At 69.2% G+C, this 23,527-nt stretch carries 19 protein-coding genes and 1 tRNA gene; 6 read left to right on the top strand and 14 right to left on the bottom strand.

Annotated features, from left to right (window positions below; translation table 11 throughout):
• Nucleotides 1-25 precede the first annotated feature (25 nt).
• The 3 genes from QSK17_RS07350 to QSK17_RS07340 all read left to right on the top strand — a co-directional run bounded on the left by QSK17_RS07350 (nucleotide 26) and on the right by QSK17_RS07340 (nucleotide 2,770).
• Complete coding sequence (locus QSK17_RS07350) at nucleotides 26-745, top strand: acyltransferase (RefSeq protein WP_285703680.1); 720 nt, start codon at nucleotides 26-28, stop codon at nucleotides 743-745.
• A gap of 44 nt (nucleotides 746-789) precedes the next feature.
• Nucleotides 790-1,920: a nitronate monooxygenase gene (locus tag QSK17_RS07345; RefSeq protein ID WP_285703679.1), complete on the top strand. Its 1,131-nt coding sequence runs from the start codon at nucleotides 790-792 to the stop codon at nucleotides 1,918-1,920.
• A gap of 247 nt (nucleotides 1,921-2,167) precedes the next feature.
• The gene (locus QSK17_RS07340) at nucleotides 2,168-2,770 is read left to right on the top strand and encodes a DUF4126 domain-containing protein (RefSeq protein WP_285703678.1); all 603 of its coding nucleotides are present in this window, start codon (nucleotides 2,168-2,170) and stop codon (nucleotides 2,768-2,770) included.
• Between the two features lie 74 nt (nucleotides 2,771-2,844).
• Here QSK17_RS07340 and uvrB read toward each other — a convergent pair whose 3' ends face one another.
• The 6 genes from uvrB to polA all read right to left on the bottom strand — a co-directional run bounded on the left by uvrB (nucleotide 2,845) and on the right by polA (nucleotide 12,179).
• Entirely contained in the window at nucleotides 2,845-4,956 is a 2,112-nt protein-coding gene (gene uvrB / locus QSK17_RS07335; protein ID WP_285703676.1) for an excinuclease ABC subunit UvrB, read from the bottom strand.
• Nucleotides 4,957-5,137: 181 nt separating this feature from the next.
• Nucleotides 5,138-5,734: a dephospho-CoA kinase gene (coaE, locus tag QSK17_RS07330; RefSeq protein ID WP_285703675.1), complete on the bottom strand. Its 597-nt coding sequence runs from the start codon at nucleotides 5,732-5,734 to the stop codon at nucleotides 5,138-5,140.
• 214 nt (nucleotides 5,735-5,948) lie between these two features.
• Nucleotides 5,949-6,530: a GNAT family N-acetyltransferase gene (locus QSK17_RS07325; RefSeq protein WP_285703674.1), complete on the bottom strand. Its 582-nt coding sequence runs from the start codon at nucleotides 6,528-6,530 to the stop codon at nucleotides 5,949-5,951.
• A 140-nt stretch (nucleotides 6,531-6,670) separates the two neighbouring features.
• Nucleotides 6,671-8,140 carry a 30S ribosomal protein S1 gene (rpsA, locus tag QSK17_RS07320; protein WP_285703673.1) on the bottom strand — a complete coding sequence of 490 codons (1,470 nt, stop codon included), beginning with the start codon at nucleotides 8,138-8,140 and terminating at the stop codon, nucleotides 6,671-6,673.
• Nucleotides 8,141-8,320: 180 nt separating this feature from the next.
• Nucleotides 8,321-9,388, bottom strand: a complete 1,068-nt coding sequence (locus tag QSK17_RS07315; RefSeq protein ID WP_352231775.1) for a polysaccharide deacetylase family protein — start codon at nucleotides 9,386-9,388, stop codon at nucleotides 8,321-8,323.
• Between the two features lie 112 nt (nucleotides 9,389-9,500).
• Nucleotides 9,501-12,179, bottom strand: a complete 2,679-nt coding sequence (gene polA, locus QSK17_RS07310; RefSeq protein WP_285703672.1) for a DNA polymerase I — start codon at nucleotides 12,177-12,179, stop codon at nucleotides 9,501-9,503.
• A gap of 63 nt (nucleotides 12,180-12,242) precedes the next feature.
• On the opposite strand from polA, the gene QSK17_RS07305 reads away from it, so the two are divergent.
• Together QSK17_RS07305 and QSK17_RS07300 are read left to right on the top strand one after the other, a co-directional pair.
• The gene (locus QSK17_RS07305) at nucleotides 12,243-12,662 is read left to right on the top strand and encodes a PaaI family thioesterase (protein ID WP_502889155.1); all 420 of its coding nucleotides are present in this window, start codon (nucleotides 12,243-12,245) and stop codon (nucleotides 12,660-12,662) included.
• A gap of 267 nt (nucleotides 12,663-12,929) precedes the next feature.
• Nucleotides 12,930-13,481 (top strand): DUF4352 domain-containing protein, encoded by a 552-nt coding sequence (locus QSK17_RS07300; RefSeq protein WP_285703671.1) that lies wholly within the window; start codon nucleotides 12,930-12,932, stop codon nucleotides 13,479-13,481.
• Between the two features lie 65 nt (nucleotides 13,482-13,546).
• Here QSK17_RS07300 and QSK17_RS07295 read toward each other — a convergent pair whose 3' ends face one another.
• The 6 genes from QSK17_RS07295 to QSK17_RS07270 all read right to left on the bottom strand — a co-directional run bounded on the left by QSK17_RS07295 (nucleotide 13,547) and on the right by QSK17_RS07270 (nucleotide 19,312).
• Nucleotides 13,547-14,263, bottom strand: coding sequence for an ABC transporter ATP-binding protein (locus tag QSK17_RS07295; protein ID WP_285703670.1), 717 nt, complete (start codon nucleotides 14,261-14,263; stop codon nucleotides 13,547-13,549).
• Nucleotides 14,253-15,038: an ABC transporter ATP-binding protein gene (locus tag QSK17_RS07290; protein WP_285703669.1), complete on the bottom strand. Its 786-nt coding sequence runs from the start codon at nucleotides 15,036-15,038 to the stop codon at nucleotides 14,253-14,255. The genes QSK17_RS07295 and QSK17_RS07290 overlap by 11 nt, the downstream gene beginning before the upstream one ends.
• Nucleotides 15,035-16,171, bottom strand: coding sequence for a branched-chain amino acid ABC transporter permease (locus QSK17_RS07285; protein ID WP_352231774.1), 1,137 nt, complete (start codon nucleotides 16,169-16,171; stop codon nucleotides 15,035-15,037). The genes QSK17_RS07290 and QSK17_RS07285 overlap by 4 nt, the downstream gene beginning before the upstream one ends.
• Complete coding sequence (locus QSK17_RS07280) at nucleotides 16,168-17,136, bottom strand: branched-chain amino acid ABC transporter permease (RefSeq protein ID WP_285703668.1); 969 nt, start codon at nucleotides 17,134-17,136, stop codon at nucleotides 16,168-16,170. Before QSK17_RS07280 ends, QSK17_RS07285 begins: the two co-directional genes overlap by 4 nt.
• 102 nt (nucleotides 17,137-17,238) lie before the next feature.
• Entirely contained in the window at nucleotides 17,239-18,423 is a 1,185-nt protein-coding gene (locus QSK17_RS07275; RefSeq protein WP_285703667.1) for a branched-chain amino acid ABC transporter substrate-binding protein, read from the bottom strand.
• A 325-nt stretch (nucleotides 18,424-18,748) separates the two neighbouring features.
• Nucleotides 18,749-19,312 (bottom strand): ANTAR domain-containing response regulator, encoded by a 564-nt coding sequence (locus QSK17_RS07270; protein ID WP_285703730.1) that lies wholly within the window; start codon nucleotides 19,310-19,312, stop codon nucleotides 18,749-18,751.
• Between the two features lie 138 nt (nucleotides 19,313-19,450).
• On the opposite strand from QSK17_RS07270, the gene QSK17_RS07265 reads away from it, so the two are divergent.
• Nucleotides 19,451-19,525 (top strand) — tRNA-Leu (locus QSK17_RS07265).
• Between the two features lie 160 nt (nucleotides 19,526-19,685).
• Here the strand turns inward: QSK17_RS07265 and QSK17_RS07260 are convergent.
• A complete protein-coding gene (locus QSK17_RS07260) occupies nucleotides 19,686-21,515 on the bottom strand; it encodes an ABC transporter ATP-binding protein (RefSeq protein WP_285703666.1) in 1,830 nt (609 codons plus the stop codon).
• On the bottom strand, nucleotides 21,512-23,293 hold the full coding sequence (locus QSK17_RS07255; RefSeq protein WP_285703665.1) for an ABC transporter ATP-binding protein: 1,782 nt from the start codon (nucleotides 23,291-23,293) through the stop codon (nucleotides 21,512-21,514). The genes QSK17_RS07260 and QSK17_RS07255 overlap by 4 nt, the downstream gene beginning before the upstream one ends.
• Nucleotides 23,294-23,527 lie beyond the last annotated feature (234 nt).

Here is a 23,527-nt window from a genome sequence, read left to right as displayed (position 1 = left end):
CGACCGAGGAGTAACTTGTCCCGTTATGTCGATCGTGAAGCGCGCCGTCGGCCGTTTGCTCCACCGTGGCTGGGCGTACGCGAAGGCGGCCGGGGCCGTCAGCCCGCTCTCCCCCGCGGACTATCGGTTCCGCCGCCTCGGTGATGGAGCGTGCCTGTCCTTCCCCGTCGGCGCGATCTTCGGCGAGGCGTGGATCGAGATCGGCGACCACACGCTCGTCGGGGAGCGCGTGTCGATCTCGGCGGGCATGGGGCCGGGCGTCGACCTCGGCCCCGACTCCATCGTCAGGATCGGCCGCGGCTGTTCGATCGGCCGGGGCAGCCACATCGTCGGGCACCAGTCGATCGACATCGGCGACGACGTCTTCACCGGGCCGTACGTATACATCACCGACCAGAACCACGTCTACGACGATCCCGAGATGCCCATCGGGCGGCAGTGGCCCCGCAACAATCCCGTCTCGATCGGCTCGGGCTCCTGGCTGGGCACTGGGGCGATCATCCTGCCCGGCACCCGGATCGGCCGGCAGTCGGTGGTCGCCGGAGGCGCCGTCGTGCGCGGGGAGTTCCCCGACCACTCAGTCGTCGCCGGGGTGCCCGCCAAGATCGTCCGCCGGTTCTCCCCCGACGAGGGCTGGACAGCGCCGCGTCTCGGAGGCCCGGCGGCCGGTCCGGACGGCGGAGAACGGATGGTGAGGACAGAGGCGGACGGTCGGGCCGTACGGCGCCTGGCCGCGCACGACTGAACGCACCCTGGACCGAACATCGTTCTGGGGCGTAGGTTCGCAACATGCGCAGCAGCATCACCGAAAGGTTCGGCGTCGACTTCCCGCTGTTCGCCTTCAGCCACTGCCGTGACGTCGTGGCCGCGGTGACCAACGCGGGCGGCTTCGGCGTCCTCGGCGCCGTCGCCTACTCCCCCGAACAGCTGGACGAGGAGCTGTCCTGGATCGACGCCCAGGTCAACGGCCGGCCGTACGGCGTGGACGTGCTGGTCCCCGGGAAGATCGACGCGGCGGCCGCCGACCTCGGCGCGCGCCTGCCGGACCTCATTCCGGAGGCGCACCGCGACTTCGTCGACCACCTGTTCCGCAAGTACGGCGTGAGCGTCCCCGGCGGCGCGTACGGCAGGGACGACACGGCGGACGCTGGCCGGAGGGTCACGCACGAAGGAGCCACCGGTCTCATCGACGTCGCGCTCAAGCACCCCATCGGCCTGATCGCCAGCGCCCTCGGGCCGCCGCCCCCGGCGATGGTGGAGCGGGCCCGCGCGGCCGGGGTCCCTGTGGCAGCGCTGGTCGGGACCGTGGAGCACGCCGCGCGGCAGGTCGCCGCGGGCGCGGACATCATCGTCGCGCAGGGCACCGAGGCGGGCGGGCACACCGGCGAGGTCTCCACGATGGTGCTGGTCCCCCAGGTCGTGGACGCCGTGGCGCCGGTCCCCGTGCTCGCCGCCGGCGGCATCGCCGACGGCCGCCAGGTGGCCGCCGCGCTCGCGCTCGGCGCCGAGGGCGTGTGGTGCGGCTCGGTGTGGCTCACCACGGACGAGGCCGAGACGCCGCCGGCCGTCAAGCGCAAGATGCTCGCCGCGACCTCACGCGACACCGTCAGATCGCGCTCGCGCACCGGCAAGCCCGCCCGCCAGCTCAGGTCGGCCTGGACCGACGAGTGGGACGGCGCCCCCGAGAGCCCCGGCCCGCTCGGCATGCCGCTCCAGCTCCTGCTCGCCGAGGCCGCGATGGCCCGAGTCGGCCGCGCCGCCGAGGCGGGCGCCCCAGGGGCGCGCGAGCTGGCGAACTATTTCGTCGGGCAGGTCGTCGGCCAGATGAACCAGGTCAAACCGGCCCGCCAGGTGGTCTACGAGATGATCGAGGGGTACGGCGAGGCGGTCGAGCGGCTCCGCCGCATCACCGACGCCTGACGCCTCCCCCGCGCCGTCCCGTCCGACTCCGTGCGCCATCAGGAACACCTGGCTCCCCCGCGCCGTCCTGTCCGACTCCGTGCGCCATCAGGAACACCTGGCTCCCCCACGCCATCACGGACGTCCGCCTGCCGCACCATGACGGACGGCGGATGCCGACCCGCCGGATCGCTGCTTTGATGGGCTCCTGCCCGAGGTCGCCACCGCCCTCCGGCACCGAAGCACAGATCCGTTCGTTGGAGGGGTGATGTTCGCCGCACTCACCGGGCTCGGCCTGTCCACCGCCGCGGGGCTCAACGCCTACATCCCGCTGCTGGTCGTCGGGCTGGTCGCTCACTTCACCGACGCCGTACGGCTTCCGCAGGGCTACGAGTGGCTCTCCAACGGCTGGGTTCTGCTGATCGTGGGTGTGCTCCTGGTCGCCGAGATCGTGCTCGACAAGGTGCCGGTCGTCGACCACGTCAACGACATCATCCAGACGGCCGTGCGGCCCGCGTCCGGCGGCGTGGTCTTCAGCGCCACCGCGGCCGCCGCCGAGCTGGACAACTCGACCTGGATGGCGGAGCACCCCGTCGTCGGTTGGGTCCTCGGCGTCGCCGTCGCCCTCGTGGTCCACGCCGTCAAGGCGAGCACCCGCCCGGTCGTGAACGTCAGCACCGCCGGGGTGGGCGCTCCCGTGGTCAGCACGGTGGAGGACGCGGGCGCGCTCGGCATGAGCCTGATCGCGATCTTCCTGCCGGTGCTGGTCGTGGTGGTGGTCGCGATGCTCGCCTTCGTCGGCTGGCGGCTCCTCCGCCGTGTGCGCCGCCACCGTGGCTCCCGCCGCTCCCGCACGGCACAGCCGACCTGAGGCCGCCCCCTGCCGGATCCCGACCGGAGACAGGACGGTGCGACGCGCTCGCCGGAGTTAACGGATCGGATCGGTCATTTCACGCCGGCCTCGCGCATGTCGCGGAGCTCGCGCTTGAGCTCCTTGATCTCGTCGCGCAGCCGGGCGGCCACCTCGAACTGCAGGTCCGCGGCCGCGGTGTGCATCTGCTCGGTGAGCGACTCCACCATGGCCTCCAACTGGGCCCGGGGCATCTCCCCCGCGATCGCCTTGGCGTGCTGCCCCGCCGTACGCGACGCGAGCCCGGGCACCGGCGCCTTGCCGCGCGACTGCTGGCGCCCTCCGCCACCGAGCAGCTGGGCGGTGTCGGCGTCCTCCCTGGCGAGGCTGTCCAGGATGTCGGCGATCTTCTTGCGTAGCGGCTGGGGGTCGAGCCCGTTCGCGGTGTTGTAGGCCGTCTGCTTGGCCCGCCGCCGGTTGGTCTCCTCGATGGCCCGCTCCATGCTCGGGGTGACCTTGTCGGCGTACATGTGGACCTGGCCGGAGACGTTTCGCGCGGCGCGGCCGATCGTCTGGATCAGCGACGTCTCGGAGCGCAGGAACCCCTCCTTGTCGGCGTCCAGGATGGCCACGAGGGACACCTCGGGCAGGTCGAGACCCTCACGGAGCAGGTTGATGCCGACCAGCACGTCGAACTCGCCCATGCGCAGCTCGCGCAGCAACTCGATCCGCCTGAGGGTGTCGACCTCGCTGTGCAGATAGCGCACGCGGATGCCGTTCTCCAGGAGGTAGTCGGTGAGGTCCTCCGCCATCTTCTTGGTCAGCGTGGTGACCAGGACCCGCTCGTCCTTCTCGGTGCGCACCCGGATCTCGTGCATCAGGTCGTCGATCTGGCCCTTGGTGGGCTTGACGACCACCTCGGGGTCGACCAGGCCGGTCGGGCGGATGACCTGCTCGACCACGTCGCCCTTGCTCCGGCCCAGCTCGTACGGCCCGGGGGTGGCGGAGAGATAGACGGTCTGGTCGATCCGCTCCAGGAACTCCTCCCACTTGAGCGGACGGTTGTCCATCGCGGACGGCAGCCGGAACCCGTGCTCGACGAGGGTGCGCTTGCGCGAGGCGTCCCCCTCGTACATCGCGCCGATCTGCGGCACGGTCTGGTGCGACTCGTCGAGGACGAGCAGGAAGTCCTCGGGGAAGTAGTCGAGCAGGGTGTGCGGCGCGCTGCCCGGCCCCCGGCCGTCGATGTGGCGGGAGTAGTTCTCGATGCCGGAGCAGGTGCCGATCTGGCGCATCATCTCGATGTCGTAGGTCGTGCGCATCCGCAGGCGCTGGGCCTCCAGCAGCTTGCCCTGCTGCTCCATCCTGCTCAGCGACTCGGCCAGCTCCGCCTCGATGTCGCGGATGGCCCGCTCCATCCGCTCAGGACCGGCGACGTAGTGCGAGGCGGGGAAGATGTACAGCTCCTCGTCCTCGGTGATCACCTCGCCGGTGAGCGGGTGGAGGGTGGCGAGCTTCTCGATCTCGTCGCCGAACATCTCGATGCGGACGGCGAGCTCCTCGTACTGCGGGATGATCTCGATCGTGTCGCCGCGCACCCGGAACGTGCCCCGGGTGAAGGACAAGTCATTGCGCGCGTACTGCATGTCGACGAGCCTGCGCAGGAGCTGGTCGCGCTCGATCTCCTGGCCGACCTTGAGCCGGACCATGCGGTCGACGTACTCCTGCGGGGTGCCCAGGCCGTAGATGCACGACACCGAGGCCACCACGACCGTGTCGCGGCGGGTCAGCAGCGAGTTGGTCGCCGAGTGCCGCAGCCGCTCGACCTCCTCGTTGATCGAGGAGTCCTTCTCGATGTAGGTGTCGCTCTGCGGGACGTACGCCTCGGGCTGGTAGTAGTCGTAATACGACACGAAGTATTCGACGGCGTTGTTCGGCAACATCTCGCGCAGCTCGTTGGCGAACTGCGCGGCGAGCGTCTTGTTCGGTTGCATGACGAGCGCCGGGCGCTGCAGACGCTCGATCAGCCAGGCGACGGTCGCGGTCTTGCCGGTGCCGGTGGCCCCGAGCAGGACGTTGTCCTTGTCACCCGCCTTGACCCGGCGCTCCAGCTCCGCGATCGCGGTGGGCTGGTCGCCGGAGGGCGTCATCTCGGTGACCACCTCGAAGGGGGCCACTTTGCGCTGCAAGTCGGTTACGGGCCTCACGTCTGCATAACCTACGCCGGGCCACCGACATTTCCGTACCCGAGTCCGCCGATCACCGGCCGCCGTCGCTCAGGGGCCGCCAGGCGGGCGGAGACAGGGGTTCACGGTGTCCAGGCCCTCGTCACGCGGTCCCGGCGCTCGTCACGTGATTCCCAGGGCTCTCACGCGGTCCCGATGACCGTCACGCGGCCCTGGCGCGCAGGGACTCCCAGAGCTCGGCCACCCGGGCGTCGAGGTCCTCCAGCGGCCCCTCGTTGGCGATCACGACGTCGGCGATCTTCAGCCGCTCCTCCCTGGCCGCCTGGGCGGCGATGCGCGCCCGGGCGTCCTGCTCGGACATGCCGCGATGGCGCCTCAGGCGGCCCAGCCGGATCTCGTCGGACGCGTCCACGACCACGACCACGTCATACATCGGAGCGAGACCGTTCTCCGCGAGCAGCGGAACGTCGTACACCACGATCGCGTCCGCGGGCGCGGCCTCCTGGAGCTCATGCGTCCGCGCGCCGACCTTGGGGTGGACGATCCCGTTGAGCACAGCCAGCTTCCCGGCGTCCGCGAAGACGATGGAACCGAGCCTCTCGCGGTCAAGTGTTCCGTCCGCGCGGAGCACATCGTCACCGAACGCCTCGACGATCTCCTTGAGCCCCTCGGTGCCGGGCTCCACCACCTCGCGCGCGATCTTGTCGGCGTCGATGACGACCGCCCCGTGCTCCGCGAGGCGCCGCGAGACCTCGCTCTTACCCGACCCGATGCCGCCTGTGAGGCCCACCTTCACCACGCCCGCAGCCTATCGGGACGGCTCCGCACCCCGCAGACCCCCTCAGACGGCCTCGTAACCGGCGGGTGGCCGGATCGGGGCCGGCGGTCGTGTGCCCCCGCCGTGCCCAGGTCCCGGGCTTCGTTCGACCAGGCCGGCGGAATCCGCCGGCCATCTGTGTTCGCCCTGCGCCGCTCCGGGTTCGGTGGAGAAACGGGGCTGGGAGTGAGACGACTTAGGCCGGGGCCACCTCGCGGCGCAGGTGGATCAGGGTGAGGTGGTCCTGAACGCGTTCCCTGCGGGTCTCCCGATATCCCAGGCGGCGGTACAGCCGCAGGTTGCCCTCCGAGAGGTGCCCGGTGAACAGGTCGAACGCGGCGGCCTCCGGAACCGCTGCGTGGAGCGCTTCGAGCAGGGCGGTGCCGATGCCGTTCCCCTGCCGGTCCGGGGCGACGACGAGACGGCCCACGACACACGCGGGGCCAGGTGCCCCGGGCTCATGCCCCGGCCTCCGCGCCGAACCCCGTCGCGCACCGCCGCCCATGCCCCTGTCCATGCCCCTGCCCATGCCAGCGTCCGCCCCGCCGTCCAGGGCGCGGCTCGGCAGCCGTCCCCGTACGGAGCCGACGATGCGGGCGCCCTCGACGGCCTTGAGCACCACGCCGGTCTCGATCACCTTGCGCAGCTGTTCGAGCGACTCGACAAGGGGGGCGATGAAGGGGTCGCCGTACATCTGGGCCTCGGTCACGTACGCCGCGCGCTGGAGGGTGAGGATCTCCCCCGCGTCGCCAGGCGATGCCCTGTCGATGTCCGCCACGCCGTCACCTTATCGGCCGCCACATCGGGTGTGCGGGCCGGACGAGGATCGCGGGAGAGGGCCCCGAGAGAGGAGCCCGGAGACGCGAGAAGGCCCCGCCGAAGCGGGGCCTTCTCGTGCTTACTTCACATCCCGAGCGGTCAGCTCTGGCCGCCGGCCAGCTTCTCGCGCAGGGCGGCGAGCGCCTCGTCAGAGGCGAGCGCGCCACCGCTGGGCTGGGACGCGCCGGTGGTCTCGCCGGAGTAGGACGCCGGAGCGGCCTCGTGAGCCTCCGCCTCCTCCTGGCGAGCCTTCTCGACCTGCGACTTGTGGGCCTCGAAGCGGGCCTGGGCCTCGGCGTACTGCCGCTCCCACTCCTCGCGCTGCTTGTCGAAGCCCTCGAGCCACTCGCCGGTCTCGGCGTCGAAGCCCTCGGGGTAGATGTAGTTGCCCTGGTCGTCGTAGGTCGCCGCCATGCCGTACAGCGTGGGGTCGAACTCGACGTCGGCGCCCATCGCGCCCTCGTTCGCCTGCTTCAGCGAGAGGGAGATGCGGCGGCGGTCCAGGTCGATGTCGATGATCTTGACGAAGATCTCGTCGCCCACCTGCACGACCTGCTCCGGGATCTCCACGTGGCGCTCGGCCAGCTCGGAGATGTGGACCAGGCCCTCGATGCCCTCCTCGACGCGGACGAACGCGCCGAACGGCACCAGCTTGGTGACGCGGCCCGGCACGACCTGGCCGATCTGGTGGGTGCGGGCGAACTGCTGCCACGGGTCTTCCTGCGTCGCCTTGAGCGAGAGGGAGACGCGCTCGCGCTCCATGTCGACGTCGAGGACCTCGACCGTGACCTCCTGGCCGACCTCGACGACCTCGGACGGGTGGTCGATGTGCTTCCAGGAGAGCTCGGAGACGTGGACCAGTCCGTCGACGCCGCCGAGGTCCACGAACGCACCGAAGTTGACGATCGAGGAGACGACGCCCTTGCGGACCTGACCCTTCTGCAGGGTGTTGAGGAACGTCTGGCGAACCTCGGACTGGGTCTGCTCCAGCCAAGCGCGGCGGGACAGGACCACGTTGTTGCGGTTCTTGTCCAGCTCTATGATCTTCGCCTCGAGCTCGCGGCCGACGTACGGCTGCAGGTCGCGGACGCGACGCATCTCGACCAGGGACGCCGGCAGGAAGCCACGGAGGCCGATGTCGAGGATGAGACCACCCTTGACGACCTCGATGACGGTGCCGGTGACGATGCCGTCCTCGTCCTTGATCTTCTCGATCGTGCCCCAGGCCCGCTCGTACTGCGCGCGCTTCTTGGACAGGATGAGGCGGCCTTCCTTGTCCTCCTTCTGGAGAACCAGGGCCTCGACATGCTCGCCGACTTCGACGACGTCGGCGGGATCGACATCGTGCTTGATCGAGAGCTCACGCGAAGGGATGACACCCTCGGTCTTGTAGCCGATGTCGAGCAAGACCTCGTCTCGATCGACCTTGACAACGGTGCCTTCAACGATGTCGCCGTCGTTGAAGTACTTGATGGTCTCGTCGATCGCGGCGAGGAAGGCCTCCTCGGAACCGATGTCGTTGACCGCTACCTGCGGGGTGCTCGAGGTGGCCTCAGTGCTGCTCGTCATGTGTGGAATTGCTCCGAACCGGACAGATGTCGTTGTGACCGAGGCGCGGTGGGCTTGTTTGCCGTTCAACCACTTGATGGGTGATCGAGCGCGAGCCCGCTCCGTCCGAGGCGCACGCGAGCCCACAGCGCAGCGATCAGCATATGAGACGACGCGTCCCAGGTCAATCCGGCCGCGGCACTAGTACGCGATGACCTTTTTGGCTGCCTTTGAAATGATATTACCTCGAAGCCTCTTCGGTATGGAGATGTGCTCGGGATCCCCATCCGACGTGTAACGCTCCTTGGGGTGCTTGTCCAGCCAGGCCAGCCAGTAGGCCGAACACCAGCGGCGGCATTCGCCCTGCTTTCCGTTGGACTGGATGCGCCAGATCGCGGAACGGTCAAAGCTTTTCGCGTACGGCGGAACCGAGGGCTCCGCCCCCGCGAGGAAGACCCCCTCGAAGCGGTACGACGTGCCGTCCCACTTGCCCTCGCGGCCGGTCTTCGCGTTCCTCGGGCTGGAGCCGTACGGCAGGGCCATGGTGACGGACGGCGGGGCGCCGAGCTTCTTCAGCAGCCGTTCCTGCCGGGCGATCTGCTCGGCGACCCCCTTCGGCGACAGGCGCCGCAGGTCGAGATGCGAGTAGGTGTGGTTGGCGACCTCGAACCCGTGATCGACCAGCCATTTCACCGCCGCTTCCTGCCGCTTCCGGTCGGACAGGCCGAAGGGGCTCTGGTTCACCCAGAAGGTCGCGACCGGCCGGAAGCTCGGATACTTCGCCGCGACATCGAGGATGATCCCCACCGCGGTGTCGTTCCTCGGCAGCCCGTTCGCGTCGAGGGCGAAGTGCGAGGGATGCCCGTCGTCGAAGGTGAGCACGACCGGATGCGCGCCCGCGGGGATATCGATCTTCCCGGTCACGAACTCGGCCGCCGTGACGGGCACGTAGCCCGCCTTGGCCAGCTTCTCCAACTCGGCCCGGAACTGGGAGGGCGTCCGATCGATGGACGCGATGCGCTTCTTCAGCAGCCGGTGGTACATGATCACCGGCACCAGGCCGAGCTCGTTCGCCCCGACGGCGCGAGCCGACTCCACGGTCGCCGTGACCGGCGGGAGCGCCGAGTGGCTCGGCGCCGCCGGCGCGGCCTTGGCCGGGACCCTCCCGTCTCCGGACCCGCGTCCGGAATCGCCACCTTCCGCGGAGGGCAGCAGCGTCAACGCCACCAGGCCCACCGCGACCACCGCCGCGTTGGCGACCAACGTCACCCGAGAAAGTTTTCGCACAGTAATTTGACCTTACTGCCCGAATCTTGCAGAAGGTCATCTGTGGTCGACTTACGGATGAATTACGGCAAATCCGCAACCGGGTGAGCCTCCGTCAGTGGCCGGCGTCCTCCCAAGTCGGACCGACCCCCACGGACACGTCGAGCGGCACGCGGAACTCGAACGCCGCGCACATCTGCCCGACCACCACGCTCTTGAGCTCGTCCAGCTCGCCCGGGGCCACCTCGAAGACGAGCTCGTCGTGCACCTGGAGCAGCATGCGCGAGCGCATGCCCTCGATCGCCTCCTGCACCCTGAGCATCGCCACCTTGATCACGTCCGCCGCGGAGCCCTGGATCGGCGCGTTCAGCGCCATCCGCTCCGCCATCTCGCGGCGCTGCCGGTTGTCGCTGGTGAGATCCGGCAGGTAGCGGCGGCGGCCGAGGATGGTCTCGGTGTAGCCGTCCTTGCGCGCCCGGGAGACCACCTCCTCCAGGTAGTCGCGGACCCCGCCGAACTCCTGGAAGTACTCGTCCTTGAGCTCTCGCGCCTCCGCGACCGGGATGCCGAGCTGGCCGGACAGCCCGAAGTCGGACAGGCCGTAGGCGAGGCCGTAGTTCATCGCCTTGATCCGGGCCCGCAGGTCGGCGTCCACCTGCTCGGGCGGGAGGTCGAAGACCCGCGCGGCCGTCGCCTGGTGGAAGTCGTGACCGGACGCGAACGCCGCGATCAGCGAATCGTCCCCGGACAGGTGCGCCATGATCCGCAGCTCGATCTGGCTGTAGTCGGCGGTGAGCAGCGTCTCGTAGCCCTCCCCCACGACGAAGCCCTTGCGGATCCGGCGACCCTCCGCGGTGCGGATCGGCACGTTCTGCAGATTGGGCTTCTCCGAGCTGAGCCGCCCGGTCGCCGCCTTGATCTGGTTGAAGGTGGTGTGGATCCGCCCGTCGTCGCCGATCTCCTTGATCAGGCCCTCGACGGTCGTGCGCAGCTTCATCTGGTCGCGGTGCCTGAGCATGATCGTCGGAAGCTCGTGCTCGGTCTGGCCCGCCAGCCACGCCAGCGCGTCGGCGTCCGTGGTGTAGCCCGTCTTGGTCTTCTTCGTCTTGGGCAGGTTCAGCCGGACGAAGAGGATCTCCTGAAGCTGCTTCGGCGAGCCCAGGTTGAACTGCTCGCCCACGGAGGCGTGCGCCGCCTCCACGGCCTGCTTGACCGCCGCGCCGAACTCGGCCTCCAAAGCCGCGAAATATTGCCCGTCGGCGGCGATGCCGGCTCGCTCCATCGTCGCGAGCACGCGCAGCAGGGGCAGCTCGACCTCGGTCACCAGCCGCGTGCCGCCCCGGCTCGACAGCCGCGCCTCCAACTCGTCCGCGAGGTCGCGTACGGCGTGGGCCCGCAACGCGAGCTCGGCCGCGGCGGCGTCGTCCTCCTCGAACAGGCTCGTCTGCCCGTTGGCGGCGGCCTCGCTGCGCAGCTCGCGATGGAGGTAGCGCAGGACGAGGTCGTTCAGCGGGAAGGAGCTCTGCCCCGGCATCGCGAGGTAGGCCGCCAGCGCCGTGTCGCAGGTCAGACCGCGCAGGTCCAGGCCCAGCTCCCAGAGGGCGAGCAGCGGCCCCTTCGCGTCGTGGACGGCCTTCGGCCGCGACTCGTCGGCCAGCCACGCGCCCAGGGCCGCCTCGTCCTCCGGCGTGAGCTGGGTGGGGTCGATGTAGGCCGCGCCCGTCCCGGAGGCGACGGCGATGCCGTCCAGCCGGCCGGTGCCGCTGCCGTAGGAGCCGCGGAACTCCAGGCCGGCGCGGCCCTCGGGCAAGGCGGCCAGCCAGGCCCCGACCTCGCCGGGGCCGAGCACGGTCACGTCGACCTCGAAGCCCTCCCCCACCTCGGGCTCGGCCGTGCCGAGGGTTTTGAAGAGCCGGTCACGCAGCTCGCCGCGGATCTGCAGCGTGTCGAGCAGCTTGTTGATCTCCTCGCGGTCCCACTGGCCGATGGTCAACGCGTCCGGGACTGCGTCGAGGGGCACGTCCCGCCGCAGCTCGGTCAGCATCCGGTTGTGGATCACCTGGGCGAGGTGCTCGCGCAGTTTCTCGCCGACCTTGCCCTTGACCTCGTCGGCCCGGCGGACCAGCTCGTCCAGCGAGCCGTACTCGGAGATCCACTTGGTCGCGGTCTTCTCGCCAACGCTGGGGATGCTCGGGAGGTTGTCGCTCGGGTCGCCGCGCAGCGCGGCGAAGTCGGGGTACTGCGCCGGGGTCAGGCCGTACTTGTCCATGACGGCCTCGGGTGTGAACCGCGTCATGTCGCTGATGCCGCGCCGCGTCATCAGCACCGTCACCCGCTCGTCCACGAGCTGCAGCGCGTCCCGGTCGCCCGTGACGATCAGCACGTTCATGTCGGCGCCCGCGGCCCGCGTGGCCAGCGTCGCGATCAGGTCGTCGGCCTCGAACCCCGCGAGGGACAGGCGCGGGACGCGCAGCGCGTCGAGCAGCTCGAAGATGAGCTGCACCTGGCCGCGGAAGTCCTCCGGCGTCTCCGACCTGTTCGCCTTGTACGCCTCGAACGCCTCGTGCCGGAAGGTCGGCTCGCTCCGGTCGAAGCAGACCACGACGTGGCTCGGCCGCTCATCACGGAGAATGTTGGTCAACATCGAAGTGAAGCCGTACACCGCTTCCGTGTGCTGACCGTCCGTCGTCATGAGATTCGCGTCCTTCAGAGCGTAGAAGGCGCGGTAGGCAAGGGAATGACCGTCCAGGAGCAGGAGGCACGGGCGGTCGGGGGTCGCTTCGCTGTTCGGCACATCCGCAGCCTAGTCTCCATCTACGACAGAAACCGCAGGCTCTTGCGCACAGGAGGCATCCCCTTGACCCTGACCAATCCCGACGAGTCCGTGACGTTCCTCAACCAGATCAGCCGCGGGCACCTCCCGGATCGGATGGGCATCGAACTCCTGGAGGCGACCCCGGAGAAGGTCGTCGGGCGTATGCCCGTGGAGGGCAACACCCAGCCGTACGGCCTGCTCCACGGCGGCGCCTCCTGCGTCCTCGCCGAGTCCGTCGGCTCGATGGGCGCCGCTCTGCACGCCGGTCCGGGACGGATCGCCGTCGGCATCGAAATCAACGCCACCCACCACCGCTCGGCCACGTCCGGCCACGTCACCGCGGTGGCCACCCGCGTCCACGGCGGCCGCAGCCTCGCCACGTACGACATCGAGATCAGCGACGACGAGGGCCGCCGGGTCTGCACCGCACGGCTCACGTGCATGCTGCGCGATGCCGGCTGATCCGCAGGCAGATCGGAACGGATCCTGCCGTTTCTTTGCACGGCAGGCGGTGTCGTCGCTACCGTAGTCCGCTCGGAGCCCGTGGCGCGCCGAGTAGACAACGTGCGGAGCCGGGGAAGCTGTGCACGGTCCCAAAGGCCGCCACGGGCCCGATGAGACGGGACGGCGCCGCCCCGCTCACCTCCGAAGGTCGCGCGGAGGAAACGATCCGGGAACGCCCGATCACATGCCGGTGTGCGGAGCGGCACGCGGGGTTATCGTGCGGTAATGCCGTGGTTTGCCCGAGCCGAACTGCCCGTGCTCGTCGCTGTGGTCACCGCCGGCCTCGCGACCGGGTGCTCGGAGGCGCCGGCGAAACCCGTTCCCGCGCACACCTACGCGCTTCCAGCGGAATCGGCGCGCCCCGGTGAAAAGGTGATCACTCCGTCCCTCGCCGTGGACGGTCTGACGCGGTTCTGGCTCATCGGTTTCCAGGACGGCATGTCGAGCGTGATCGGAAGCCACGCGGAGTGGAACGCCAAGGGCCGGTTCGCGAGCGCCAGGATCGTCGTCCAGAACGTCGACCGGACCAACCAGAAGTTCGAGGCCAAACGCCAGCTTCTCGTCGCGTCGGACGGGCGCGTGTTCCACGTCGACAACTCCACCCAGGCGATCAAGCGCCAGCCCGACGAGGTCATGATCGGCAGCTTCGTGCGCATGGAGTTCGACCTCTGGTTCGACGTGCCGAAGGACGCCGAGATCGTGAAGCTCCGGCTGTTCGGCGAGCCGCCGTTCGGTTCCGTCACACCGCCCAAGGGCGTCGACATCCCCGTCCGCTGAGCGTGTGGACGCGGAAAGGCCGGCCGGGAAACGCCTCCCCGACCGGCCTCCGTTGTCCCGAGCCGTCAGTGCTGTCCCAGCGCTCCGCCCAGGTACGCCTCGCGGACCTGCGGATCGTCGAGGAGGTCGGCGGCCGGGGCGGACTTGACCACCCTGCCGGTCTCCAGGACGTACGCCCGGTGGGCGAGCTGGAGGGCCTGCTGGGCGTTCTGCTCGACGAGCAGGACCGTGGTCCCGCGGTCGTTGATCTCCTTGATGATCGAGAAGATCTGCGCCACGAGCATGGGGGCCAGCCCCATCGACGGTTCGTCGAGGAGGAGCACCTTGGGCTTGCTCATCAGCGCGCGGCCGATGGCGACCATCTGCTGCTCGCCGCCCGACATCGTGCCGCCGATCTGGTTCCTCCGCTCGGCCAGGCGCGGGAACAGCTCGAAGACCTCGTCCAGCTCCTTGGTGAAGTCGCCGCGACGGGTGTACGCGCCCATGAGCAGGTTCTCGGTCACCGTCATGCCGGGGAACACCCCCCGGCCCTCCGGGGACTGGCCGATGCCGACGAGCACCCGCTTGTGCCCCGGCAGGCGGCTGATGTCCTTGCCGTCGAACACGATGCTGCCGGACGACAGCGAGCGCAGGCCCGAGATCGTCTTGAGCGTGGTGGTCTTGCCCGCACCGTTCGCGCCGATGAGGGTGACGATCTCGCCTTCGCCGACCTCGAGAGAGACGCCCTTGAGAGCCTCGATCTTGCCGTAATGGACGTGGATGTCCTTGATCTCAAGAAGCATCTGCCGGAGCTCCCAAGTACGCCTCGATGACCCGCGGGTCGTTCTGCACCTCGGCCGGGAGACCGTCGGCGATCTTCTGCCCGAAGTCCAGCACCGCGATGCGGTCGCTGATGCCCATGATCAGGGCCATGTCGTGCTCGATCAGCAGGATCGTGCGTCCCGCGTCGCGGATGGCCTTGATCAGGTTCTGCAGGTCGATCTTCTCCGCCGGGTTCATGCCGGCGGCGGGCTCGTCGAGCAGCAGCAGCTTGGGCTCCGTCGCGAGCGCCCGGACGATCTCCAGCCTGCGCTGGTCGCCGTAGGGCAGGTTCTTGGCCGTCTCGTCGGCGCGGTGAGCGATCCCGGCGAACTCGAGCAGTTCCATCGCCCGCTCGCGGCCGCCCTTCTCCTCGCGGCGGTGCCACGGCAGCCCGAGGGCCGCCCCGACCGCGCCGGTCCGATGGTGCGCGTCGCAGCCCACCAGGACGTTCTCCAGAGCCGACATGTTGTGGAACAGCCGGATGTTCTGGAAGGTGCGGGCGACGCCGCGCTTGGTCACCTTGAACCGCTTCAGGCCGTTGATTTTCTGGCCGTCGAAGACGATCTCGCCCGATGTCGGCCGGTAGACGCCGGTGATCGTGTTGAACACCGTGGTCTTGCCCGCCCCGTTGGGGCCGATGAGCGCGAAGATCTCCCCTTCGTTGATGGTGAGGTCGACTCCGCCGAGCGCCTGCACTCCGCCGAAGCGCATGGTGACTCCGCGCAGCTCCAGGAGCGGCTTGTCGGGCTGGCTCACTTCGCCACCTCCTCGGCGGGCCGGTCGTCGCCGGCCTCGTCACCGCCCGCGGGGGGCGTCTCCGGCTTCGACACCTCGCCGGTGACGGCGCGACGGCGGCGGGGAGGCAACAGCCCTTCCGGACGCAACGCCATCATGAGCACGAGCGCGGCACCGAAGATGAGGATGCGGTAGTCGGCGAAGCCGCGGAACCGCTCCGGAAGCCACGCGATCAGGAACGCCCCGATGATGACGCCGGGCAGGTTGCCCGAGCCTCCGAGCACCACGGCGGCCAGGATCGTGGCCGAGAGGATGAACGGGAAGTTGGGCGGCTGGATCGCGATGACCTTGCTGGCCCAGATGACGCCCGTGAGACCGCCGATCATGGCTCCGATGAAGAACGCCAGCAGCTTGAACTTGAATGTGGGCACGCCCATCAGCTCGGCGGCGTCCTCGTCCTCCCGGATGGCCTCCCAAGCCCGGCCGACCCGGCTGCGTTCCAGCCGCTTCGCGAAGATCACGACCAGCACGATCGCCGCGAGCAGCAGGTAGTAGTACGGCAGCGGATCGAGGAAGAACTCCACCCCGAAGATCGGCTGCGGGTGGGGGATGTTCGTGATGCCCCGCGCGCCGCCGATGTATTCGGTGTTCTGTGCGGTGATCCGGACGATCTCCCCGAATCCCAGTGTGACGATCGCCAGGTAGTCTCCGCGCAGCCGCAGCGTGGGCGAGCCCAGGATGATCCCGGACACCGCCGTGATGAAGATGCCGACCACCAGTACGCCCCAGAAGTTCCAGCCGTACTTGGTGCCGAAGACCGCCATGGTGTAGGCGCCGATGGCGTAGAACGCGACGAAACCGAGGTCCAGCAGGCCGGCCTGGCCGACCACCACGTTCAGGCCCACCGCCAGCAGGACGAACGTGCCGATCGGGCTGAACAGCAGCGACGCCCAGTGGGAGTGCGGGGACATGAACGACCCGATGGCCGGGTGCGGCGCGATGATCGCCAACGCGATCAGCAGGCCGTAGACGGTCCAGCGCGCCCAGCCGGGAGCGGTCGCCCACCAGTCGCGCACCCGGTCGCTGTAACCCACGACCGTCTGCCTGAGCATCGCCAACGGGTTTCCGTCGCGGATGGTGGAGTTAGCGTTCATGCGCGCGCTCGCTGGAGGGATTCACCGAGGATGCCGGTGGGACGGAACAGGAGGACGAGGACGAGGACGGTGAAGGCGATGACGTCCTTCCATTCGGAGCCGAAGAAGATCGACCCCCAGTTCTCGATGAGACCGAGTGCGAGCCCGCCGAGGAGCGCCCCGCGCAGGTTTCCGATGCCGCCGAGCACCGCGGCGGTGAACGCCTTGACCCCGAGCAGGAAGCCGATGTTGAAACGGAGGTTCTCGAACTCCATGGTGTAGAGCAGCGCCGCCACGCCGGCCATGGCGCCGCCCACCAGGAAGGTGGTGCGCACGATGCTGTCGATGTTCACGCCCATGAGCACGGCGGTCTCGGGGTCCTGCGAGGTCGCGCGGACTCCGCGGCCGATCCTGGTGCGGTTCACGAAGACGTCCAGCAGGATCATCATGATCACCGCTGCGCCGATGATGAGGAGGTGGTCGTTCCTGATGTCGGTGTTGCCGACCGAGAAGACCGTCTCACGGTCGAAGAGCCGTGGGACCGGGACCTGGTTGCGCCCCTGTGAGGGACGGTCGAACACCTCGGGGATGATCACCAGGGCGAAGAGCTCCTGGAGGAAGATCGACGCGCCGATCGCGGAGATGAGCGCCGCGAGCCGGGAGGCCCCCCGCTTGCGCAGCGGACGGTAGGCCACTCGCTCCAAGACGACGGCGGCGCCGCCGGAGGCCGCCATGGACGCGATCAGCAGCAGGAGCAGCGTGCCGACCAGCGCCACTCCGGTGAGCGGCTCGGTGATCCCCATTTGCATGATCACGAACAGCGCGGCGAAGGAGCCGATCATGAAGATTTCGGAGTGGGCGAAGTTGATGAGGCGGAGCACGCCGTACACCATCGTGTAGCCGAGGGCGATCAGCGCGTAGATAGCGCCGCTGGCCAGACCTCCGACGGTGGAGGGACCGACCTGGCTGATGAAGTCGTTGAGCACGGTGGTCGCTTTCGAACCGGGGCAACCGGGGTCGCCGGGCAGTGAGGAGCGGAAGCGGATTCGCTCCCGCTCCTCAGCGTTCTCAGATCGCTTCTCTGCGCGTCAGCTCAGCTGAGCCTGCGAGGTGTCACCCAGCCAGGTCACGTTGCCGTCCTTCACCTGGTAGATGTGAATCACGCTGGCCGCGATCTCACCGTTCGGATTGAACTTGATCTGCTTGGAAACGCCCTTGAAGTCGATCGTGGAGATGTACTCGTTGATCTTCTCCGAGGTGGTGTTGCCCGCCTCGATCGCATTGAGGAACGACGTCATGGCGTCGTAGCCCTCGGTGGCGTAGATGAGGGGGTCGCCGCCGAACTTCGCCTTGTACTTGTCACTGAAGGCCTTCAGCTCCGGCACGTCGGAGCCGAACGGGATGAGGCAGGGGCAGCCGAGCACGGCGTCCTCCGCGGCGGCCTTGCCCGCGCCCTCGACGAGCGCCTTGTCGACCGAGCCGTCACCGGAGGAGACGACCGCGGTCACGCCGCCGTCGCGGAGCTGCTTGAGCAGCCGGCCGAGCGGGGCGTAGTAGCCGCCGAAGAAGATGACGTCGGGCGACGCGGCCTTCACCTTGGTGACGGTCGAGGAGTAGTCCGAGCCCTCGGGGTCGATCTTGTCACGCTCGACCTTGACGCCCTTGGCCTCGAACTCCTTGGCCACCGCGTCACCGAGGCCGGCGCCGTACTCCTGCGCGTCGTCGACGACGAAGGCCTTCTTCGCCGACTTGGCCTGCACCAGGAAGTCGGCGACGGCCGGACCCTGGACGTCGTCGTTCGCGACGACGCGGTGCCAGAACTTCCAGCCGTTGTCGGCCAGCGCGGGGTTGGTCGCCGAGGCCGAGATGCTCGGGATCTTGGCCTGCTCCAGGATGGGGCCCACGTTGCGCGACTCACCGGAGAAGCCGGGACCGACGAGGGCCACGATCTTGTCCTCGGTGACGGCCTTCTGGGCCTGGGTGACGGCCTGGTCGGGGTTGCCCTGGCTGTCGTACTTCACCATCTCGACCTTGACGTTGGTCGACTTGGCGTTGAACTCGTCGACGGCGAGCTGGGCGCCCTGGGACGGCGGGATCATCAGCGCGGAGTTGGCCCCGGTCAGGTCACCCATGAACCCGATCTTGAGGGTGGTGGCACCGTCACCGTTCTGAGCACCGGTCGGCGACTCCTCAGTTCCACAGGCCGCGAGGCCGAGGACAAGCGCTGTACCGGCGGCGACGACGCCACCGAGGCGAGCGATCGTGGATCGCAAGGTTGCCTTCCTTTCGCTTGATCCCCCGAGGGGATCGGATACGCGTCCGCCCCAAGACAGCGGTCAGCCGAGGGGTCGTGTGCGGTAGTACAACTCCAGGAAGTCACAGGTCGGTACAGAGGTCATCACAGTTATGGCTTTGTTACGCAAAGCGATTCGGTTCAAAATCGATCTGGTAACAAACCCGCCAAAAAACCCATTTCGTACTTTTTTGTGGGCATGAACCATCGCCAGGATGGTTGCTTTTACCGGCGTCCCGATGGGTCGTCGCCATACGGGCCGGCGTGTCAGAGGACGCGGAGGACCCGGCGGGCTCGCGCGCGGTTCAGCTCTCGGTCGCGTCCTCGACCACGATCTGGGCGACCTGGCGCATGCTCAGGCGGCGGTCCATCGACGCCTTCTGGATCCAGCGGAACGCCTGCGGCTCGGTCCATCCGTGCTGCGCCATGAGCAGGCCCTTCGCCCGCTCCACGAGCTTGCGGGTCTCCAGCCGCTCGGAGAGGCCGGAGACCTCCTTCTCCAGGGCGGCGATCTCCTCGTGGCGGCTGACGGCCATCTCGATGGCCGGGATGAGATCGCCCTTGGTGAAGGGCTTCACGAGGTAGGCCATGGCACCCGCGTCCCTGGCCCGCTCGACCAGGTCGCGCTGCGAGAACGCGGTGAGGATCAGGCAGGGCGCGATGCGCTCGGAGACGATCCGCTCGGCGGCCGAGATCCCGTCGAGCACGGGCATCTTCACGTCGAGGATCACCAGGTCGGGGCGCAGCTCCATGGCCTTCTTGACGGCCGTCTCGCCGTCACCGGCCTCCCCGACGACCGCGTAGCCATCCTCCTCGAGCATCTCCTTGAGGTCGAGGCGGATCAGGGCCTCGTCTTCCGCGATCACCACTCGCCGCTGCGTAGTCACGCACAAGAGGTTACCGATGTCCACTACAGTAGGACCACGCCAGGAGTCGTGTGGTTGATCGTTCATCCACTAGGCTCGTCGGCGACGGGTCCGGACAAGGCATATAGAGTCCGGATTGAAGCCCCGGTACCCCAATTGGCATGAGGGAGCGGATTCAAAACCCGTACAGTGTGGGTTCGAGTCCCACCCGGGGCACTTTCATCACTTGCGCGAAGCCAGGAACTGTCAGTTCCGCTCGGCGCGATCGAGGGCGTGTACTTTTCCGCCACGCGCCGACGCGCCCCCCGGCTCCTCGAGTCGGGGCTCACGACCAGCGACGCCGCCCGTCGCCTCGGCATCTCCCATGCGGCCGCTGTCAGGCGAGACTGTCGATCCAGGCGCGGTGAAGGCGGGCGAACCGGCCCGATCCGGCGATGAGCCGCTCCGGCGGGCCGTCCTCGACGACGCGGCCGCCCTCCATGACGAGGACCCGGTCGGCGATCTCCACCGTGGACAGCCGGTGCGCGATGATCACGGCGGTCCGGTCCGCGAGGATGGTGCGCAGCGCCCGCTGGACGAGCCGCTCGCTGGGCACGTCCAGGCTGGAGGTCGCCTCGTCGAGGATGAGGACGGCCGGATCGGCGAGGAAGGCCCGCGCGAACGCGACGAGCTGGCGCTGCCCGGCCGACATTCGCCCGCCCCGCTTGCCGACCTGGGTGTCGTAGCCGTCCGGCAGCGCGGCGACGAAGTCGTGCGCCCCGATCGCCCGGGCCGCGCCGACCACGTCCTCGTCCGGGGCCTCGGGGCGGCCGAACCTGATGTTGTCGGCGACGGTGCCCGTGAACAGGAAGTTCTCCTGGGTGACCATGACCACCGAGCGGCGCAGCACGGGCTCGCCGAGGTCGCGGAGGTCCACGCCGTCGAGCAGGACGCGGCCGTCCACCGGGTCGTAGAACCGGGAGATCAGTTTCGCCAGCGTGGTCTTGCCCGCGCCGGTGGTGCCCACGACCGCCACCGTCTGCCCGGCGGGGATCTCCAGATCGAGCGTGGGGATCACCGGCGGGCCGCCCGGGTAGGAGAACTCGACGCCGTCGAACCGCACGGCCCCCTTGGCGTACGGCAGGGCCGCGGGGCGCCAGGGCTCCGCGACGGCGGGCTCCTCCTCCAGCACCCCGGACAGCTTCTCCAGCGCGGCGCCCGCGGACTGGAGGGTGTTGTAGAACTGGCTGATCTCCTGCATGGGCTCGTAGAACTGGCGCAGGTAGAGCAGGAAGGCGGCCAGCACCCCGACCGTGACGGCGTCGTGGAGCGCGAGCCAGCCGCCGTACAGCAGGATGGCGGCCACGGTCACGTTGCCGATCAGCTTGATGCCGGGCATGAAGACGGCGATGAGGCGCATGCCCCGCATGTTGGCGTCGCGGTAGCCGTCGTTGAGCCTCTCGAAGATCTCCTGGTTGCGCGGCTCCCTGCGGAACGCCTGGACCGCGCGGATGCCGGTCATGGACTCGACGAAGTGGACGATGACCAGGGCGACGGCCTCCCGCGTCCTGCGGTAGGTGACGCTGGACTCCCGCCGGAACCAGCGGGTGAACAGCAACAGCAGGGGTAGCGGCAGCAGCGCCACCGCGGCGAGGTGCGCGTCGAGCACGAGCAGCATGACGGCGGTGCCCGAGAGCGTGAGCACCGCCGTGACCAGCCCGTCGATGCCGGAGGCCAGCAACTCGGAGATCGCCTCGACGTCCGAGGTGAGCCGGGAGATGACCCGGCCGGAGGTGTACTTCTCGTGGAACGACAGCGACAGCTTCTGGAAGTGGTCGAAGACGCGGCGGCGGAGTTCGAGGAGGATGTCCTGCCCGATGCGGCCCGACAGCCGCAGGAACGCCTGCCGGGTGAGCGCCTGGACCAGCGCGGCCGTGACGAGCGCCGCGACGGTGACGAGCAGCGTTCCGGGCCCTCCGCCGCGCAGCATCGGCGGGATGCCGTCGTCGATGCCGAGCGCGACGAGGTACGGGATGGCGAGCCCGGCGCCGCTCGACAGCACGATGATCGCGACCAGCAGCGCCATCGGGCGGCGGTGCGGGCGGAGCAGGTCGCCGAGGAGCCGGCGCGACCGGGTCCGCAGCAGGAGCGACACCCTGTCGGAGAGCTGATCCTGGTCTTCGGCGGCGACGCCGCGCCACGTGTCCCCCGCGACTCCCCCGCTCACTGGAGCGCCTCCTCCGGGTCGAGCTCGGCGTCCTGGGCGAGGAGCGCCCGGTATTCGGGCACCCCGGCCAGCAGGTCCGCGTGGCGGCCGATGTGGGTGATGGTGCCGTCTCTCAGAAGCGCGACCCGGTCGGCGAGCAGCACGGTCGACGCCCGGTGCGCGACGACGAGGCCGGTGGCGTCGGCGAGGACGCCGCGGAGCGCCTCCTCGACCAGTGCCTCGGTCTCCACGTCGAGCGCCGAGAGGGTGTCGTCGAGGACGAGGATCCGCGGCCTTCCGAGCACCGCGCGGGCCAGGGCCAGGCGTTGCCGCTGGCCGCCGGACAGGGACATGCCCTGCTCGCCGATCCGGGTCTCCAGCCCCCAGGGCAGGTCGTAGGCGAAGGTGGCCTGCGCGATCTCCAGGGCCGCGCGCACCTCGTCGTCCGTGGCGTCGCGATTGCCGAGGGTGAGGTTCTCCCGGACGCTCATCGAGAACAGCGTGGGCTCCTCGAAGGCGGTGGCGACCACGGAGCGCAGCGACGACAGGGAGAGGTCGCGCACGTCGTGCCCGTCGACGGTGACCCGGCCCGCGGTGACGTCGACCAGACGCGGCACCAGAGCGGTCAGCGTGGTCTTGCCGGAACCGGTCGCGCCGACGAGGGCGACGGTCTCCCCCGGCTTCACGTCGAGCCAGACGTCGCGCAGCACGGGCCGGTCGGCGCCAGGGAACCGGAACTCGACGCCCTCGAACCGCAGGTGCCCGCGCGGGGCGCCGACGACGTCCGTGCCGCCGGTGATCTCCGGCATGGTGTCGAGCACCTCGACGACCCGGTCGGCCGACGTCATGGCCTCCTGGCCCATCGCGAGGATGTAGCCGAGCGAGGTGACCGGCCAGACGAGCTGGAGGACCAGCGTGGTGAAGGCCACGAGGGTGCCCAGCGTCAGCCAGCCGCCGCCGACGGCGAGCGCGCCCAGCAGCAGCACCATCGCGAGGGTGACGTTCGGCACCACCTCGAGGAACGTGAAGAACCGGGAGGACAGCCGCACCTTCACGAGGGAGGTGCGGTGGACCTTCCCGGCCAGGCCGTCGTACGTTTCGGCGACGTGGCGGCGCCGCCCGAACGCCTTGATCGTGCGGATGCCCAGGGCCGACTCCTCGACGAAGGTCGCGAGGTCGCCCTGCTCGTCCTGGACCTGGCGTGAGATGCGGATGTACCGCTTCTCGAAGCGCAGCGACAGGACGACGACGGGGATCGCCGAGCCGGCGACGAGCAGGCCGAGCGGCCAGTACATCCGCAGGAGCACCGCGATCACGGTGGTGAGCTGGAGGATGTTCATGACGAGGAACAGGACGCCGAAGCCGAGGAACCGCCGGATCGTCGACAGGTCGGTGGTGGCGCGGGAGAGGAGTTGCCCGGATTGCCACTCGTCGTGGAAGCGCATGGGGAGGCGTTGCAGGTGGCGGTAGAGATCGTCGCGGATCGCCGTCTCCAGGCCGAGCACCGGGGCGGCCTGGGACCACCTGCGGAGGAAGGTGAGGAGTGCCTCGGCCCCACCGAGCGCGAGCGCGAGCAGCCCGAGCGGGAGGAGCCCGCCCTGCTCCCCGTGCGCCACGGGACCGTCGATGATCTCCTTGCCGACGAGCGGGGTCAGGATGCCGGCCGCGATGCCGAGCACGGCGGCGGCCCACACGAGGACCAGCGGCCAGGTGTAAGGGCGGAGATAGGACTTCAGCCGCCACAGCGAGTTCCACGAGGACTTCCGGGGGCCTGAGGTGGAACCTGATGCTGAGGGCATGGCCGGGCGTGACACTCCTCACTGACGGGGGATGGCTCGCTCCCGCCATGGTTGCCCAGGCGCCACGTTTGATCAACCACTTTTTCGTCACCGAACGTTATTGCTATATAGCAGGACGTAAGAGAAGTGTGGCGCGACGAGGCACTTCTCACGGGATCCGCGAGCCGCGACCGGCCTCGAATCGCCGCACCGCGCCGCCACCAGCCGCGCCACGCCTCGAATCTCCGCGCCGCC

The organism is Microtetraspora sp. NBRC 16547 (assembly GCF_030268965.1).
GTDB lineage: Bacteria > Actinomycetota > Actinomycetes > Streptosporangiales > Streptosporangiaceae > Microtetraspora.
Note: the sequence above shows the minus strand (reverse complement) of the source record. Positions and strands in the feature narration are given on the sequence as shown.

What these genes read in the sequence shown, in the direction of transcription:
- QSK17_RS07345 (WP_285703679.1), top strand. Translation starts at nt 790, where the DNA reads ATGCGCAGCAGCATCACCGAAAGGTTCGGCGTCGACTTCCCGCTGTTC.
- QSK17_RS07300 (WP_285703671.1), top strand. Translation starts at nt 12,930, where the DNA reads ATGCCGTGGTTTGCCCGAGCCGAACTGCCCGTGCTCGTCGCTGTGGTC.
- QSK17_RS07340 (WP_285703678.1), top strand. Translation starts at nt 2,168, where the DNA reads ATGTTCGCCGCACTCACCGGGCTCGGCCTGTCCACCGCCGCGGGGCTC.
- QSK17_RS07295 (WP_285703670.1), bottom strand. Translation starts at nt 14,263, where the DNA reads ATGCTTCTTGAGATCAAGGACATCCACGTCCATTACGGCAAGATCGAG.
- rpsA (WP_285703673.1), bottom strand. Translation starts at nt 8,140, where the DNA reads ATGACGAGCAGCACTGAGGCCACCTCGAGCACCCCGCAGGTAGCGGTC.
- QSK17_RS07285 (WP_352231774.1), bottom strand. Translation starts at nt 16,171, where the DNA reads ATGAACGCTAACTCCACCATCCGCGACGGAAACCCGTTGGCGATGCTC.
- QSK17_RS07255 (WP_285703665.1), bottom strand. Translation starts at nt 23,293, where the DNA reads ATGCCCTCAGCATCAGGTTCCACCTCAGGCCCCCGGAAGTCCTCGTGG.
- QSK17_RS07350 (WP_285703680.1), top strand. Translation starts at nt 26, where the DNA reads ATGTCGATCGTGAAGCGCGCCGTCGGCCGTTTGCTCCACCGTGGCTGG.